The 15,457-nt window shown below is 34.5% G+C and carries 17 protein-coding genes and 1 tRNA gene; 10 read left to right on the forward strand and 8 right to left on the reverse strand.

Annotation, left to right across the window (positions count from 1 at the left end):
- Positions 1-10: 10 nt before the first annotated feature.
- Together BM371_RS17640 and BM371_RS17645 are read right to left on the reverse strand one after the other, a co-directional pair.
- The gene (locus BM371_RS17640) at positions 11-130 is read right to left on the reverse strand and encodes a 30S ribosomal protein THX (RefSeq protein ID WP_065720056.1); all 120 of its coding nucleotides are present in this window, start codon (positions 128-130) and stop codon (positions 11-13) included.
- A gap of 185 nt (positions 131-315) precedes the next feature.
- Positions 316-1,710, reverse strand: coding sequence for an MATE family efflux transporter (locus BM371_RS17645; protein ID WP_034679082.1), 1,395 nt, complete (start codon positions 1,708-1,710; stop codon positions 316-318).
- Between the two features lie 155 nt (positions 1,711-1,865).
- Between BM371_RS17645 and BM371_RS17650 the strand changes: the two genes are divergently transcribed.
- The 8 genes from BM371_RS17650 to ligD all read left to right on the forward strand — a co-directional run bounded on the left by BM371_RS17650 (position 1,866) and on the right by ligD (position 9,252).
- A complete protein-coding gene (locus tag BM371_RS17650; protein ID WP_034679080.1) occupies positions 1,866-2,450 on the forward strand; it encodes a DUF2975 domain-containing protein in 585 nt (194 codons plus the stop codon).
- A gap of 163 nt (positions 2,451-2,613) precedes the next feature.
- Complete coding sequence (locus BM371_RS17655) at positions 2,614-2,820, forward strand: helix-turn-helix domain-containing protein (RefSeq protein ID WP_034679077.1); 207 nt, start codon at positions 2,614-2,616, stop codon at positions 2,818-2,820.
- 115 nt (positions 2,821-2,935) lie between these two features.
- Entirely contained in the window at positions 2,936-3,370 is a 435-nt protein-coding gene (locus BM371_RS17660) for an ankyrin repeat domain-containing protein (protein ID WP_051883016.1), read from the forward strand.
- Positions 3,371-3,495: 125 nt separating this feature from the next.
- Positions 3,496-5,250 carry an aspartate--tRNA ligase gene (gene aspS, locus BM371_RS17665; RefSeq protein ID WP_034679291.1) on the forward strand — a complete coding sequence of 585 codons (1,755 nt, stop codon included), beginning with the start codon at positions 3,496-3,498 and terminating at the stop codon, positions 5,248-5,250.
- Positions 5,251-5,296: 46 nt separating this feature from the next.
- On the forward strand, positions 5,297-5,842 hold the full coding sequence (locus tag BM371_RS17670; RefSeq protein WP_034679075.1) for a YcxB family protein: 546 nt from the start codon (positions 5,297-5,299) through the stop codon (positions 5,840-5,842).
- A 70-nt stretch (positions 5,843-5,912) separates the two neighbouring features.
- The gene (gene ku / locus BM371_RS17675) at positions 5,913-6,698 is read left to right on the forward strand and encodes a non-homologous end joining protein Ku (RefSeq protein ID WP_034679073.1); all 786 of its coding nucleotides are present in this window, start codon (positions 5,913-5,915) and stop codon (positions 6,696-6,698) included.
- Positions 6,698-7,300 carry a DNA polymerase ligase N-terminal domain-containing protein gene (locus BM371_RS17680; protein WP_034679072.1) on the forward strand — a complete coding sequence of 201 codons (603 nt, stop codon included), beginning with the start codon at positions 6,698-6,700 and terminating at the stop codon, positions 7,298-7,300. The genes ku and BM371_RS17680 overlap by 1 nt, the downstream gene beginning before the upstream one ends.
- A 77-nt stretch (positions 7,301-7,377) precedes the next feature.
- Positions 7,378-9,252 carry a DNA ligase D gene (gene ligD / locus BM371_RS17685; protein WP_034679069.1) on the forward strand — a complete coding sequence of 625 codons (1,875 nt, stop codon included), beginning with the start codon at positions 7,378-7,380 and terminating at the stop codon, positions 9,250-9,252.
- 147 nt (positions 9,253-9,399) lie between these two features.
- Here ligD and BM371_RS17690 read toward each other — a convergent pair whose 3' ends face one another.
- The 4 genes from BM371_RS17690 to nusB all read right to left on the reverse strand — a co-directional run bounded on the left by BM371_RS17690 (position 9,400) and on the right by nusB (position 12,183).
- A complete protein-coding gene (locus BM371_RS17690; protein WP_034679067.1) occupies positions 9,400-10,131 on the reverse strand; it encodes an SDR family NAD(P)-dependent oxidoreductase in 732 nt (243 codons plus the stop codon).
- Positions 10,132-10,373: 242 nt separating this feature from the next.
- Positions 10,374-10,724, reverse strand: coding sequence for a preprotein translocase subunit YajC (gene yajC / locus BM371_RS17695; protein WP_034679065.1), 351 nt, complete (start codon positions 10,722-10,724; stop codon positions 10,374-10,376).
- A gap of 11 nt (positions 10,725-10,735) precedes the next feature.
- Positions 10,736-11,260 (reverse strand): DUF1573 domain-containing protein, encoded by a 525-nt coding sequence (locus BM371_RS17700; protein WP_034679062.1) that lies wholly within the window; start codon positions 11,258-11,260, stop codon positions 10,736-10,738.
- A 17-nt stretch (positions 11,261-11,277) separates the two neighbouring features.
- On the reverse strand, positions 11,278-12,183 hold the full coding sequence (gene nusB / locus BM371_RS17705) for a transcription antitermination factor NusB (protein ID WP_034679060.1): 906 nt from the start codon (positions 12,181-12,183) through the stop codon (positions 11,278-11,280).
- A 90-nt stretch (positions 12,184-12,273) separates the two neighbouring features.
- Here nusB and BM371_RS17710 point away from each other — a divergent pair, with 90 nt between their 5' ends.
- Both BM371_RS17710 and BM371_RS17715 read left to right on the forward strand, forming a co-directional pair.
- Positions 12,274-13,935, forward strand: coding sequence for an ABC transporter ATP-binding protein (locus tag BM371_RS17710; RefSeq protein ID WP_034679058.1), 1,662 nt, complete (start codon positions 12,274-12,276; stop codon positions 13,933-13,935).
- 99 nt (positions 13,936-14,034) lie between these two features.
- Positions 14,035-14,370, forward strand: a complete 336-nt coding sequence (locus BM371_RS17715; protein WP_034679055.1) for a DUF3276 family protein — start codon at positions 14,035-14,037, stop codon at positions 14,368-14,370.
- Positions 14,371-14,487: 117 nt separating this feature from the next.
- Here BM371_RS17715 and BM371_RS17720 read toward each other — a convergent pair.
- Positions 14,488-14,563, reverse strand: a tRNA-His gene (locus BM371_RS17720).
- A gap of 35 nt (positions 14,564-14,598) precedes the next feature.
- The gene (bshB1, locus tag BM371_RS17725; RefSeq protein WP_034679053.1) at positions 14,599-15,318 is read right to left on the reverse strand and encodes a bacillithiol biosynthesis deacetylase BshB1; all 720 of its coding nucleotides are present in this window, start codon (positions 15,316-15,318) and stop codon (positions 14,599-14,601) included.
- Positions 15,319-15,457 lie beyond the last annotated feature (139 nt).

Genomic DNA, 15,457 nt, shown 5'->3' on the forward strand with positions numbered 1-15,457 from the left:
TTTATTCCTTTTACTTTTTAGATTTTTCTTCAGAGGCTACAACTGATTTAGCATCTTTTCTCGGTCTTCTTTTTCCGTAGCTACCATTGTTGATCTTACCTCTTCTTGATTTTTTGTCTCCTTTTCCCATAGCAATAAATTTTGGTTGATATACGAATTTATAAAACTGAGGTTAAAAATCAAAGATTTAGGCTGTTAAAATTTTTATAATGTTTTTTGGCTGAAAGATTGATGATGGAAGCTGGAAGTTTTTTAACCCTAAAATTTGCATTCCAGTAATGAACTTCCGTCATCAGCTTCAAGAAACCATCCTTCCTACACTTTTACCGTTTTCCATTTTCCTCTTTTAAATAAGATAAAAGCAACGATCGTTATTAAAGTTTCTGCAGCAGGAATTGAAATAAAAACACCTTTTGGTCCCATCTCCAGATATTTTGCAAGAAAGTAAGCTAATGGAATCTGAAACAGCCAAAATCCGAAAAGATTCACCCAGGTTGGTGTCCAGGTATCTCCGGCTCCGTTGAATGCATTAATCATCACCATTCCGATACCGTAGAAAATAAAGCCAACACTCATAATGTGTAAAGCATTTTTAGCAAAATTTACAATTTCAGGCTCCTGAGTGAAAAATGCAACCAAAAAATCACCTAAAAGAAAAAATACCAGACTTACCGTCAACATGAAAATCACGTTATATTTTACGGTTTTCATAACCGATTCTTCGGCTCTCTGCATTTCGTTGGCTCCCATATTCTGACCAACCAAAGTTGAAGCAGCATTGCTCAGTCCCCAAGCCGGAAGCATGAAGAACATCATTAGCCGTAAAGCGGTCTGATAACCCGCAGAAGCATTTTCACCACCGGTTGTTGCAACCAAATTGGCTAAGAAAATCCAACTACAGGAAGCAATGACAAACTGAAAAATTCCGGGTGTGGCAATTTTTACGACAGATTTTATAACATCAAATTTTGGCTTAAAATAGTTAAGGTGAATTCTGATCTGAGTATCGGCAATTAAAAGATGATACAATTGGTAAATAACACCAATACTTCTTCCGATCGTCGTTGCCAAAGCAGCTCCCGTTAACCCCATTGCAGGAACAGGTCCGAAACCTTTAATCAAAACAGGGCACAAAATAATATTGGCAATATTGGCAATCCACAAAGATTTCATTGCAATCGCCGCATTTCCTGCTCCACGGAAAATCCCATTAATTAAAAATAACAGCATGATAATGACGCTGCTTCCCATCATAATTCTTGTAAAATCTTTTCCATAAGCTGCAGCTTCTGGTTTTGAACCCATCAGAATTAAAATTTCTTCAGCATAAATTACTCCAAACAAACTTAAAACTAAGGTTACCAAAAATGAAACCAGTAAAACCTGTGCGGCACTTCTTGAAGCCTGCTCAGGATTTTTCTCACCAATTCGTCTTGCAACCATTGCTGTTGCCGCCATACTCATTCCGATCGCAATAGAATACATGACGGAAAGTACAGATTCTGTGAGACCAACTGTCTGAATGGCATAACCGCTTTCTTTCAAATGTCCTACAAAATACAGATCTACTAATGCAAATACAGATTCCATAGCCATTTCGAGCATCATCGGAATTGCCAAAAGAAGAACCGCACTTTTTATAGATGCTTTGGTGTAATCGACTTCTTCGCCACTCAATGCTTTTTTCAGGAAAGTGATGTATTTAGACATGATCAGTTTGTTTTGAGCAAAAATATCAATTCAGAAATGAACGCAGCTTGACATATGGAAAGTTTTTCAATTTTAATTTTTAATTAAAATTTTGATAATTAATTATTGTAAAACAATAATTAATTATATATTTGCAATAATAAAATATTTAGCAAATGAAATTACTCGGACCAAAATCTATTTCTACAGGATTATCTTATTTATTCTTACTACTGTTTATCTTTCTGTTACTCCATACAATTTATATGACTTTTTTATTTGGAGTAAGCTATTACAACTATACCAACTCTGAACACTTATTACCTGAAGTCATTGAGATTGGAAAATCAAGAGGAAATCATCCGCCTCCGTTTGATGTTTACTTTATCTTCAAATATCCGTTTTCAAATCAGCAAATGATGATGGGGTTTTTCACCAAGCAAACGGTAATGTTTCATTCTTTTCAGAATATATTCTTCTGTCTATTTTTTTTGTTTTTGTATAAAATCTTTAATCATCTAAACAACCATAATCTTTTCACTGAAAAAATAATACAGCAGCTGAAAATATTTTCTATTATTAATATTCTGTACGCCCCGCTCTATTTTTTCATTTGGGTGTATCTTTTTAATGCCAGTTTAGATGGCTCTATAATTATTACTTGCTTAATTTTCTTCTTTTTAGGAATTACAATGTATTTTACTTCTGCGTTTTTCAAAAAAGGTTACCAATTACAATCTGAAAATGATTTAACAATATAAAATATGCCAATCATTTTAATCTGGATATATCTTTTAGATATAATTCTAAACTACACCATTTCTACAGTATGTTTTATCCTTTTGGGATTGTCTTACTTTGCAATCCTACTTTTAAAAAATTGGAATAAATTACAATCTGAAAACAATCTAAAAAAATTAAAATATGCCAATCATCATTAACGTAGACGTCATGTTGGCGAAAAGAAAAATGCAGTCTCAGGAACTTGCAGAGAAAATAGGAATTACACAGGCAAACCTTTCTATTTTAAAAACCGGAAAAGCAAAAGCATTGAAACTTTCAACATTGGAAGCCATCTGTAAAATTCTCGATTGTCAACCGGGAGATCTTTTAGAGTACATAAAAGATTAATAAAATTCTACATGAATTATCATTTTAGAAAAACGAACGAAATGGATTAATAATTAACAACATGAATCAAAAAATTTATTTAGCTTTGTGTATTATTTAGATAAAATTGATATTTATGAAAAAAATAATTACCACAACTTTATTAATTGGATTTGTTGCTTTAACAAATTCAATCTATGCACAACAGGCAACAAAAGTTCAGCGTCAAGCAATACAAACAGATAATATTGAGACTTTCAAAAGTGCATTTACAAAAGCTGAGTATGACAAATGCATTGATATAAAGGAACGTTCATACACAATGTTGTCGTACAGTATCAGACATAACAGAAAGAACATTACCAACTTTTTACTTGCAAATAATTCTGATGTTAATAAAGCTTGTAAAGGACTAACTCCTTTAATGGTTGCAGCAACATACGGAGAAACTGAAGCAGCAAAATTACTTCTAAAAAAAGGAGCGAATAAAAATGCAAAAGATCTTAACGGGAAAACAGCAAAAGATTACGCTACAGAAAATAAACAGACTGCAACAGCTGCAATTCTGTAAAAAATTCTGTAAATAATATTTAAAACTTCCTTCGGGGAGTTTTTTTGTTTATAAACCCTTCAAAAATATTATCTTTGCAACTGCAAATTTCAAATTTCAAACGTACAATTTCAAATAAATTTAAAATGTTTCGATCGCACACAAACGGAGAATTATCTCTTCAACATCTTAATGAAGAAGTTACACTTTCAGGATGGGTACAAACCATTCGTGATAAAGGATTTATGATTTGGATAGATCTTCGAGATCGTTACGGAATTACTCAGTTGGTTTTTGATCAGGACCGTTCTACAGCGGAATTGATGGAAAATGCAAAAAAACTGGGACGTGAATTTGTAATTCAGGTTACAGGAAAGGTAATTGAAAGAGTAAGCAAAAACCCCAATATTCCAACAGGAGAAATTGAAATTTTAGTTAAAAAATTAGAAGTTCTTAATGAATCTCAGCTTCCGCCTTTCACGATTGAAGATGAAACGGACGGTGGGGAAGAATTAAGAATGAAATACCGTTATCTGGATATCAGAAGAGCTCCGGTAAGAGATAAACTGATCTTCCGTCACAAAATGGCGCAGAAAGTAAGAAATTATCTTTCAGACGAAGGATTTATCGAAGTGGAAACTCCGGTTTTAATCAAATCTACACCGGAAGGAGCGAGAGACTTCGTAGTTCCAAGCAGAATGAATCCGGGACAGTTTTACGCATTGCCACAATCTCCACAAACTTTCAAACAATTGTTGATGGTGGGTGGAATGGATAAGTATTTCCAGATTGTAAAATGTTTCCGTGATGAGGATTTAAGAGCCGACAGACAGCCGGAATTTACACAAATCGACTGTGAAATGGCTTTTGTAGAGCAGGAAGACGTGATGAATGTGTTTGAAGGAATGACGAAAACGTTGATCAAAGACATTACAGGTCAGGAATTCGGAGCATTTCCAAGAATGACATTCGCAGATGCGATGCAGAAATACGGAAACGACAAACCGGACATCCGTTTCGGAATGGAGTTCGTAGAATTAAACGATTTAGTAAAAGGAAAAGATTTCAAAATATTTGATGAAGCAGAATTGGTTGTTGGAATTAATGTTGAAGGATGTGCAGATTATACAAGAAAACAGATCGATGAGCTTGTTGATTGGGTTAAAAGACCACAAATCGGAGCTTCAGGAATGGTTTGGGCTAAATTCCAGAATGATGGGGTGAAAACTTCTTCTGTGAATAAATTCTACAACGAGGAAGACTTAGCTAAAATCATCGAAAAATTCGGAGCGAAAGAAGGCGATTTAATGTTGATTCTTTCAGGAAACGAGCACAAAGTAAGAACTCAGCTTTCTGCGTTGAGAATGGAGCTTGGAAACCGTTTGGGATTAAGAAAAGGCGACGTTTTCGCACCACTTTGGGTTGTAGATTTCCCATTATTGGAATTTGACGAAGAAAGCGGACGTTACCATGCAATGCACCACCCTTTCACCTCTCCAAAACCAGAAGATATTCATTTATTGGAAACTGATCCGGGAAAAGCAAGAGCTAACGCTTACGATATGGTTCTTAACGGAAATGAAATCGGTGGAGGTTCTATCAGAATTTTCGATAAAGATTTACAATCAAGAATGTTTGATTTATTAGGATTCTCGAAAGAAGAAGCAGAAGCTCAGTTCGGATTCTTAATGAACGCCTTCAAATACGGAGCTCCGCCTCACGGTGGTCTGGCTTTCGGATTTGACCGTTTGGTGGCAATTTTGGACGGAAACGAGGTGATCAGAGATTATATTGCTTTCCCTAAAAATAATTCGGGACGAGATGTGATGATTGATGCGCCTTCTTCAATTGCTGATGAACAGCTCGATGAATTGGAATTGCAATTAAATTTAAAAGCATAAATTAGAAGCGGAGATTTTTTCTCCGCTTTTTATTTTAAAACAAATCATGAACAAAGAAATTCTTACCTACAACACTCCAAATTCAGAACAAATTTTGAGAAAAATAAACCAATATGAGTTCAAACGACAATGGAAAAACAATCTAAATAAAAATAACAGAAATCTTATTTATGGAGTATTATCCCTTTTAGCTGGGATTTTACTCTACTGTTTAAAAGATTTTGGGTTTGCAGGTTTCTTTTTCGGCTTTTCTTTGGCCACAATTTCAACCTATTTTAATTATCGCTCTCAGTTTAGAAACTATAAAAAAGTTTTTCAGGAAAAATTAAATCATGAAATTAATCGTATAAATACAAATTCAAAAGACGTTATCTGGGAATTTACCCCATCACACTTTTCTTTTAAAAACTACAAATCTGAATTTAAATTCCTTTGGAGCGAAATTACCTATTGCATTCTTGATGATCAATATCTCTACATCAATGCTTCCTCAATTATAAATTTTATTTTAGATAAAGCCAATCTTGATGAAGAAAATATGAATAAAACTATCAAATACCTTGAAAAATATTCACGTTTTAAAGAAGTTTAATTCATACTACATTTAAATAATCTTTTCCTCACGGCACAATCATTGTATTTTTCACATAAAATAAAGAACAATGAAAGCAATCTGGAACGGCGCCATTGGTTTTGGTTTAGTCAATATTCCTGTGAAGATTTATTCTGCGACAGAAACCAGCAAATTGGATCTGGATATGCTGGATAAATCTGATTATTCAAATATTAAATTCAAAAGAGTCAACGAAAAAACCGGCAAAGAAGTAAAATGGGAAAACATTGTGAAAGGTTATCTCATGGACGATAAATATATTGTTTTGGATGAAGATGATTATGCTGCTGCAAGTCCTGAAAAGTCAAAAATACTGTCGATTGATCAATTTGTAAAAGAAGTTGAGGTTGATTCTGTTTATTTTGAAAACCCATATTATCTCGAGCCACAGAAAAACGGTGAAAGTGCATACCGGCTTTTGCTGAATGCTTTGGCTAAAACTAAAATGGTAGGTGTCGGAACCTTCGTACTTCGTGACAGCGAAGCCATTGGTCTGATTCGACCTTACAACGATGATGTTTTAGTTTTAAACCGATTACGATTTGCCCAGGAAATCAGAGATTACAAAGACCTTAAAATTCCAACTAAAAAAGCTCCAAAACCTGCCGAACTGAAAATGGCGATTAATCTTATAGAACAGCTTTCTCAGGAATTCGATCCTGAAATGTATAAAGACACCTACTCCGAATCTCTGCTTAAAATTATTAAGAAAAAAGCAAAAGGTAAGAGTGTAAAAACCAAAAAGACAGCTCCTGCAAAAGAAGGCAAAGTGATTGATTTAATGGCGCAGTTAAAGGCCAGTTTACAAAGTCCAAAATCTAAAACCGCTTCTTGATGGCTCTGAAAGATTATAACGACAAAAGGAAATTCGACGAAACAAGCGAACCAAAAGGAGAAACAAAAAAGAGCAAAGACCAGCTTATTTTTGTCATTCAAAGGCATGCTGCATCGAGATTGCATTACGATTTTCGTCTTGAAATGGAGGGAGTCTTGAAAAGCTGGGCAGTTCCGAAAGGTCCATCTTTAAATCCCGACGATAAACGTCTCGCCATGATGGTGGAAGATCATCCGTATGATTACAAAGATTTTGAAGGAAATATTCCCGAAGGAAATTATGGAGCCGGACAAGTTGAAGTCTGGGACAGTGGGACATATGAGCCTTTAGATAATACCTCAAAAATTTCAGATGAAAAAGAATTGCTGAAAGAACTAAAAGCCGGTTCTTTAAAATTTATCCTTCATGGTAAAAAACTAAAAGGTGAATTTGCTTTAGTTAAAATGAAAAATGCTGAAAATAATGCATGGCTTCTCATTAAACACAAAGATAAATTTGCAAAAGATGAATATGATGCAGAAGAGAACACTGCAAAAAATTCTTCAGTAACCAAATTTTTAGAGGAAAAAAAAAGCCTAAAAAGCAGCAAAAAGAAGTCATAAGCTCAGATACGAAGCCCAAATTTCAGCGGTTTAATTCTTTAGTTGACGAAAAGAAATTAAAAAGCTTTATCAAACCGATGCTTGCAAAACCTCACGACAAAGCATTTGATGATGAAGACTGGCTTTTCGAAATAAAGTGGGATGGTTACCGTGCCATTGCTGATCTCAGTAAAAAACAGTCGTTATTCTATTCCCGAAACGGGATTTCCTTTTTATCCAAATTCAACAAAGTTGCAGAAGATTTCGACAATCAAAAACACAAAATGATTCTCGACGGAGAAATTGTTGCTTATGATGAAAACGGAAAGCCTAGCTTTCAAATGCTACAACAGATTGGTGACAATCCCGACTTAGCTTTAACCTATCAGGTTTTTGATTTGCTTTGGCTGAATGGTCATTCTACTAAAGAACTTCCTTTAATTCAGAGAAAAGAATTGCTGAAAGATGCTCTCGTTGAGACCGACATTATCAAATATTGTGATCACATCACGGAAAAAGGCATCGATTTTTTTAATCAGATGAAAAAAATGGAACTTGAGGGGATGATTGCGAAAAAATCTGACAGTATTTATAGCGAAAATCACCGAAGTTTCGATTGGCTCAAAATAAAATTTACCAATACCGAAGAAGCAATCATCTGTGGGTTTACAGAACCACGCGGTTCAAGAGAAGGTTTCGGAGCATTGATTTTAGGAAAATATATAGACGGAAAACTGATTTATGCAGGGCATACAGGAACCGGATTCAATCGTGAATTGATTCATGAAGTTCTTGAAAAATTAAAAAAATTGATCATCAAAACTTCTCCATTCGAAAATAAGCCAAAAACCAATATGCCGGTAACTTGGACGAAGCCTGAACTGGTTTGCGAAATAAAATTCTCAGAAATTACCAAAGACGGAATTTTCCGCCACCCTGTTTTTGTAACAATACGTGAAGACAAAGAGCCAAAAGAAGTAAAAACTTCGTCAACAGAACTAAAAAATACACCAAAATCGAAACTTATGAAAACGAGCAGTCGTTCAAAAAATTCAGATTCAGACAAAGAAATTACTCTAAACCGTCATAAAGTAAAATTGACAAATCAGGATAAAATTTATTTTCCGAAAGACAACATTACCAAAGGTGATGTGATAGCATATTATCAGTCAGTTGCTGAATATATTTTGCCACACCTTAAAAACCGTCCGCTTTCTTTAAATCGCTTTCCGAATGGGATTGAAGAACAAGGTTTTTATCAAAAAGATGCAGGAGACAGCATTCCGGATTGGGTTAAAACAACACAGGTGTTTTCAGATTCTACCGATAAAAATATCGATTATATCTACTGCAATGATAAAGCGGCATTGGCTTATCTGAATAATTTAGGTTGTATCGACCTCAATCCGTGGAACTCTTCACTTCCCGATTTGGATCATCCCGATTTTTTGGTTTTAGATCTCGATCCTTCGAAAAAAAATACGTTTGATGATGTGATTGAAACGGCTTTGCAAGTAAACGAAGTTTTAAAAACCATCAAAATTGACGGTTATTGTAAAACTTCCGGAAGTACGGGAATTCACGTTTACATTCCGATGGGTGGTAAATATGATTTTGACCAGGTAAAAGATTTTGCCCATATTTTAATGAAACAGGTTCATGACCGACTACCCAAAATTACCACTTTAGAAAGAAGCCTACAGAAACGTGACGATAAAAAAATCTATCTTGATTATCTTCAAAACCGTACCGGACAAACTTTGGCAAGTGTCTACAGTTTACGACCGAAAGAAGGAGCCTCTGTTTCGATGCCTTTAGAATGGGATGAAGTAAAAAAAGGCTTGAGACCGACTGATTTCAATATTCATAATGCTTTGGAAAGAATTAAGGAGAAAGGAGATTTGTTTAAAGCTGTTTTGGGAAAAGGGATTGATATGATGAAGACGTTGGAATTGTTGGAAGGATTAGATTGATGTTCGCAAATAATAACAATTTGTTTTTTATAGTATGTTTGTCATTCTGAAAGAATCTAAGCAAGAATTGCTATCTTACTTCTCTAATGCTATGTTGAGATCCCTACGGGATGACAAACTGACCGCTGATTAACCAAAAATAGATAATTACGGAAGTTTCGCCACCAAACTCTCCGGCAACATTTTTAAAATCAAATAAATTATTTTCCATTTAAAATTGGGAACTATGGTAAAAGAATTCCTGGCGTTTACAATAAATTTTGCTACATAATCCGGCTCCATCATTAAAGATTCATTCAACTGTAAACCTTCATTAATTTTTGTTCGAATATAACCAATGACCAACGCGTTGACTTTTATATTTCTTGAAGCTAATTCCTGTCTCAAACCGGCCAAGTAAGTGGTAAAAGCCGCTTTTGTACTTCCATAAACGAAATTACTTTTCCGTCCACGAACTCCCGAAAGAGAAGATAATCCGATAATCCTTTCTAAATTTTTGTTGTTTTGATCCGTTGCAATAATATTGAGTATAGAAACCGCTCCCATATAATTGACCAACATCATTTGTTGAGTTCCTTTGAAGTCTCGCAAAGCTTTTTCATTATCCACTAAAAAACCGGCAGCATAAACAACAATATGAGGTTTTATGGGAAGTTCATCATAAAATTTTTGGTGAGAATCAAAATCAACAGAATCAAAACTTAAAATCGTAACTTTTGACTGAAGATTACTTTGCTGAACAAATTCTTCCAGAGATTGTATATTTCTGGAAGCTGCAATAACAGAAAAATCTTTTTCGATGTATTGTTTGATACATTGTTTCGCAACGTCAGAATTTGCACCGAGAATGAGAACGTTTTTGTTTGTGTTTTGATTCATGGGGCAAAGATATTTTTTTAATTTCTTAAACGCTAATTTCACGAATATTTTCACAAATAACACGAACGTTTCGTCATTTCGACGAAGGAGAAATCTATTATATATCATCGAACTTTTTATTAGAAAAGATTCTTCACTCCACTACGTTTCGTTCTGAATGACAGTTTACCTAACCATTAAAAAGAATCGGCGCGGTGAGCTTTGCTCACCGCGCCGAAACACAATATTATCAAAACTAAAAATTATTTCTTTTCAGTTTCTGTAGTTTCTTTTTTATCAGCTGTAGCTTTGTCACCAAATCTGGTTGCTGTAAATTCTCTTGAGATGGCCGCTTTTTCAAATTTCAGTTTTCCTGAAAGTGTTTCAATAACCACTCCATCTTCCTGAATCTGAGCAATTCTTCCGTGAAGACCTGAAGTAAGCACTACTCTGCTTCCCACTTTAAGATCTTCCTGAAATTTTTTCTCTTGTTTCTGCTTTCTCATCTGCGGTCTGATCATCAGAAAATAAAATCCAACGATCATCACTCCCATCATCATGAGCATGGTGGTAGAGTTTCCCTGTGCAGGTGCTTGTAAAAATAATGTCAACATAAATATTTTAATTATGGTTGAATATTAGCATTGAATGTCAATTTTACAGGAGCGTTTTCTACATTAGCGAAAACATCTGCATATTTTTGTACACTTCCGTCAAAGTTTGTGGAATCAAAGCTCAAAGTAATTTTCCCTTTTTTACCCGGCATAATCGGATCTTTTGTAAAATCAGGAGCAGTACATCCGCACCCAGGCTTTACTTCAGAGATAATTAATGGGTTTGTACCTGTATTGGTCACTTCGTAAACGTGGTTTACTTTTGCTCCTTTTTTAATATTTCCAAAATCGAAATTGCTTTCAGATAATGCAATGGTTGTTGTAGGCTGATTAGATTTTACTGGTGTTGCAACTTCAGTTCCTGTAACAGCTGTAGCCGGAGCTGCAGGTGTTGTCATAGAGTCAGCAGAAGGGGCATTTGTAGAATCTACTCCAGCTACCTGTGAAGTTTCTGATGATTTATTTTCTTCTTTTTTACAAGAAACCAATCCGAATCCGATAACAGACAAAGCAATGATTGATAATGTCTTTTTCATATTAAATTAATTTTAATTTATATTCTATTTAAATCTTTACAGTATTTATCTAAAATCCCGTTGATGAATATATTTGATCGGTCGGTTGCAAATACTTTTGCGATCTCAATATATTCGTTAATGACAACTCTTGAAGGTGTAAAAGGAAAATTATCAAGTTCAGAAATGGCAGTCGTTAAAATCACTTTATCCATCAACGCAACTCTCTCCAAATCCCAATTTTCAAGACGCTCAGAAAGTTTCTTCTCGTTGGCTTCCCAATTATTCAGCGTGTCTCTTAGTAGCTTGCTTGCGAAAGTTTTATCCTCTTCATCTTTAATCATTTTAATTAAAGTACGGCTTTCTTCATCTTCTTTCAAAAAACCAATTGTTTTCTGAACCATTGAATTGGCAATGTGAATATCATCTGCCCAGGTAAGCTCTCTATCACTAATGTAGTCATGAAAATCGTCATTTTCAGCAATATATCTTAAAAATAATTTTCCGATAAATTTCTGATCTTCTTCAAAAGAATACCCTTCCTCTTTCATAAAATCCTGATAACGTTTTCCTGCAGTCATTCTCTGGAAAGTTTTTACCAGCATATCATCATGCAAATCCCACTTCAAATCTTTATGCTGACCAGAGAAGAATAATCTTTCAGGGTTTTCTTCAAGCTTTTTTAAAACCTGATTATTAATAAATTTTTGATTGGGGTTGACGTCAGAATCAGTCTTGAAGTATTTATTCTTACCAATTTCCATCTGATTTTCTGCAAGATCTTTCAGACCTACCAAAAAATTCAGCTGGTAAATATAGAGATTGTAAATTTTCTCTATTCCTGTAAACATGTTCTTTTCCAAAACATCAATTTTTACAGGATTTTGGTAGTACGAATACACACTTTCTACTACTTTTTCACGGATTTGTCTTCTTCCTAACATTCAAAGAGCTTTTTATGGGTGCAAAGATATGAAATTTAAAATTTATGAAATTCTCAGTCTCCTTCAATTTTTGTAATTTTGTGAAAGTTTATGAAAGCACTGAAAACTCTGAACCCTTACTTTTGGAAGCACAAAATATTATTGTTTTGGGGGTTACTATTCATCATCGCCAGTAATTTTTTCAACATTTATAAAGTACAGTTTGTCGGAAAATCGGTTGACGAGCTTACGAAACATGGCAATTTAGGCTTCAACAGACAGGTTCTGATTTACGTTGCTATTATTGTCGGCTGTTCGCTTCTTACAGGATTTTTCACTTTTATGATGCGACAAACGATCATTGTTGCTTCAAGAAGAATTGAATACGAGCTGAAAAACAAAATCTACAGACATTATCAGGATTTATCTTTAACGGATTACAAACAGACAACGATCGGAGATTTGATGAACCGATTGAGTGAAGATATCGTTGCGGTAAGAATGTATTTGGGACCGGGTGTCATGTATGTTGTCAACTTGGTGGTTTTGCTTTTAATCACAAGTGTTTACATGCTCAAAACGGATGTTTCGATGACTTTATGGACCTTGTTACCGCTTCCTATTTTATCATATATCATTTTTAAAGTAAGCTCGATCATCAATAAAAAATCGAAAGTGATGCAAAAAAGCCAGTCTGCGATTTCAACTTTTGTACAAGACAGTTTTTCGGGCATCAGAGTGGTAAAATATTTTGCGAAAGAAAAATACATCCAGAAGAATTACGGAACCAAAGTCAGCGATTATCAGGATAAAGCTTTAGATTTAGCAAAAACGGAAGCATATTTCTTTACGATTATTTTATTTGTAATCGGTTTATTGAATGTTGCCGTGATTTTAATCGGTGGCGAAAAATATATTGCCGGAGAACTTACAGTCGGCAAAATTGCTGATTTCTTCATGTATATCAATATTTTGATATGGCCATTCTCAATGGTGGGTTGGGTAACTTCGATCAACCAGAGAGCAGAAGCTTCGATGCAGAGAATCAACGAATTTTTAGAAAAGCAATCAGAAATTTATAACAAGAATTTTGAAAACTATCCTATCAAAGGTGATATTGAATTTAGAAACGTTTCCTATGTTTATCCGAATACCGGAATTAAAGCTTTGAGTAATTTAAGTTTTAAAATAGAAGCCGGAAAATCTTTAGCCATCATGGGAAAAACCGGAAGTGGAAAATCTACCATCGCCTTACTTCTGTGCAGACTGATTGACCCAACTGAAGGAGAAATTTTAATCGATGGAAAAAACCTGAAGGAACATAACTTAGAGAATTACAGAAATTTTATTGGATATATTCCGCAGGAAAGTTATCTTTTTTCTGATTCTATCGAACATAATATCGGTTTCTCCATAGACAATCCTTCTCACGAAAAAGTAGTGGAATATTCTAAAATCGCTGATGTTCACAAAAACATTATTGAGTTTAAAGATCAATACAAAACTATGGTCGGTGAACGAGGAGTGATGCTTTCGGGAGGTCAGAAACAGAGAATCTGTATTGCAAGAGCCTTAATTAAAGATCCGAATATCATTATTTTTGATGATTCTCTTTCCGCTTTAGACACAGAAACCGAACAAAACATCCTCGAAAACATTGATTCAAAAATTCATAACGCAACTTCCATAATCATCACTCACAGAGAGTCTAGCGCTCAAAGAGCCGATAAAATCCTTAATCTTAGTGAAATTACCAATTCTGCAACGGCATAGTCAAAAAATTTTGAATTGTTAAATAAATCATAAAAAAAATTTTGTGGTTGGAAGAAAAATTTTATATTTGTTCTTAACAAGATTAAAAAATATCTAATAATGAGTGAATACAAGGAACGCCATGAAAATGAAATTTTCACCAAGGTGTTAAAAGCGGGGAGAAGAACTTATTTCTTTGATGTGCGCGAGACGAAAGCGGGAGATTATTATCTTACAATTACCGAAAGCAAAAAGAATTTCGGAGAGAATGGGGAGGCGACATTCGAGAAGCACAAAATCTATCTTTACAAAGAGGATTTCAAAAGTTTTCAGGAGATGTTTAATGAATCTACAGATTTCATCATTAATGAAAAGGGTGAGGATGTCATTTCAGAAAAACATGATAAAGACTTCAAAAGCAAAAGTTATACAATCGATTCTGACGATGAAGTTTAACTAAAAAGAATATCTAAAAACACAAGCATCTGGAAAAAGGTGCTTTTTTTATGCCTGAATTTCAAAATACTCATTGGATATAAAATAAAAAAGTACACTATAAAAGTGTACTTTTTTGGGTGAATGAGGGGTCTCGAACCCCCGACCTTCGGAACCACAATCCGACGCTCTAACCAACTGAGCTACAATCACCGTTTTGTGAGTGCAAATATAGGAATAATTTTTAAGCTACAAAATAATTCCGTCAAAATTTTTCAAAGCAATCAATTTTTCTGTTGTAAAGCCTTCTGCGTACGTTACTCCGGACAATCTGCCCAAGTCCTGAGCACGATAAGTAAGACTTTCATAAAAGTCTTTTGATGTTATTGGTGTCTCCGGTTCCTTAGAAGTTGGGTCATAGAATTGAGTCTTGAATGCCATACAAGCTTCTATCTTTTTATCAAGATGGTCAGAAATATCAATTACGAATTCAGGTTCTATATTTTTCCACTGAATATAATGAAAAATATGTTTCGGCCTCCAAACTTCCTGGTTTTCTCTATCTAAAACAGTCTCTATTTTTCTTAAGCCAGCTAAAAAGCACGCATCAGATACTAATTTCGCTCCTTTTGCATGATCTGGATGTCTATCATCAATTGCATTGGCTAAGACAATTTCCGGACGGTATTTGCGGACCATCTTTACAATCTCCATCTGATATTCTTCCGAGTTAACCAAAAAACCATCTTTTAATCCTAAATTTTCCCTTGCTGAAACACCTAAAATTTTTGCCGCTTCGGTAGCTTCCTTTTTTCTGGTAAGATCAGTTCCTCTGGTTCCGAGCTCACCTCTGGTAAGATCTACAATTGCACAGGTTTTTCCTTCTGAAATTAATTTAGCAATAGTTCCGCCACATCCAAGTTCAACATCATCAGGATGCGCTCCAAAAGCAAGTATATCTACTTTCATTTATTCATATTTATTTTAATCGAAATACCAATCAAGTACTTTAGAATCGGTAATAAAAAGTATTTCATTTTTCAAAGGTAAGCTTTAAAATAAAAACTTCCCAAGCCTTACGAATGGGAAGTTTTAGTATCTATAATTT

It is taken from the genome of Chryseobacterium formosense, from assembly GCF_900116415.1.
GTDB lineage: Bacteria > Bacteroidota > Bacteroidia > Flavobacteriales > Weeksellaceae > Chryseobacterium > Chryseobacterium formosense.

What these genes read in the sequence shown, in the direction of transcription:
- BM371_RS17640 (WP_065720056.1), bottom strand. Translation starts at nt 130, where the DNA reads ATGGGAAAAGGAGACAAAAAATCAAGAAGAGGTAAGATCAACAATGGT.
- BM371_RS17645 (WP_034679082.1), bottom strand. Translation starts at nt 1,710, where the DNA reads ATGTCTAAATACATCACTTTCCTGAAAAAAGCATTGAGTGGCGAAGAA.
- BM371_RS17650 (WP_034679080.1), top strand. Translation starts at nt 1,866, where the DNA reads ATGAAATTACTCGGACCAAAATCTATTTCTACAGGATTATCTTATTTA.
- BM371_RS17655 (WP_034679077.1), top strand. Translation starts at nt 2,614, where the DNA reads ATGCCAATCATCATTAACGTAGACGTCATGTTGGCGAAAAGAAAAATG.
- BM371_RS17660 (WP_051883016.1), top strand. Translation starts at nt 2,936, where the DNA reads ATGAAAAAAATAATTACCACAACTTTATTAATTGGATTTGTTGCTTTA.
- aspS (WP_034679291.1), top strand. Translation starts at nt 3,496, where the DNA reads ATGTTTCGATCGCACACAAACGGAGAATTATCTCTTCAACATCTTAAT.
- BM371_RS17670 (WP_034679075.1), top strand. Translation starts at nt 5,297, where the DNA reads ATGAACAAAGAAATTCTTACCTACAACACTCCAAATTCAGAACAAATT.
- ku (WP_034679073.1), top strand. Translation starts at nt 5,913, where the DNA reads ATGAAAGCAATCTGGAACGGCGCCATTGGTTTTGGTTTAGTCAATATT.
- BM371_RS17680 (WP_034679072.1), top strand. Translation starts at nt 6,698, where the DNA reads ATGGCTCTGAAAGATTATAACGACAAAAGGAAATTCGACGAAACAAGC.
- ligD (WP_034679069.1), top strand. Translation starts at nt 7,378, where the DNA reads ATGCTTGCAAAACCTCACGACAAAGCATTTGATGATGAAGACTGGCTT.
- BM371_RS17690 (WP_034679067.1), bottom strand. Translation starts at nt 10,131, where the DNA reads ATGAATCAAAACACAAACAAAAACGTTCTCATTCTCGGTGCAAATTCT.
- yajC (WP_034679065.1), bottom strand. Translation starts at nt 10,724, where the DNA reads ATGTTGACATTATTTTTACAAGCACCTGCACAGGGAAACTCTACCACC.
- BM371_RS17700 (WP_034679062.1), bottom strand. Translation starts at nt 11,260, where the DNA reads ATGAAAAAGACATTATCAATCATTGCTTTGTCTGTTATCGGATTCGGA.
- nusB (WP_034679060.1), bottom strand. Translation starts at nt 12,183, where the DNA reads ATGTTAGGAAGAAGACAAATCCGTGAAAAAGTAGTAGAAAGTGTGTAT.
- BM371_RS17710 (WP_034679058.1), top strand. Translation starts at nt 12,274, where the DNA reads ATGAAAGCACTGAAAACTCTGAACCCTTACTTTTGGAAGCACAAAATA.
- BM371_RS17715 (WP_034679055.1), top strand. Translation starts at nt 14,035, where the DNA reads ATGAGTGAATACAAGGAACGCCATGAAAATGAAATTTTCACCAAGGTG.
- bshB1 (WP_034679053.1), bottom strand. Translation starts at nt 15,318, where the DNA reads ATGAAAGTAGATATACTTGCTTTTGGAGCGCATCCTGATGATGTTGAA.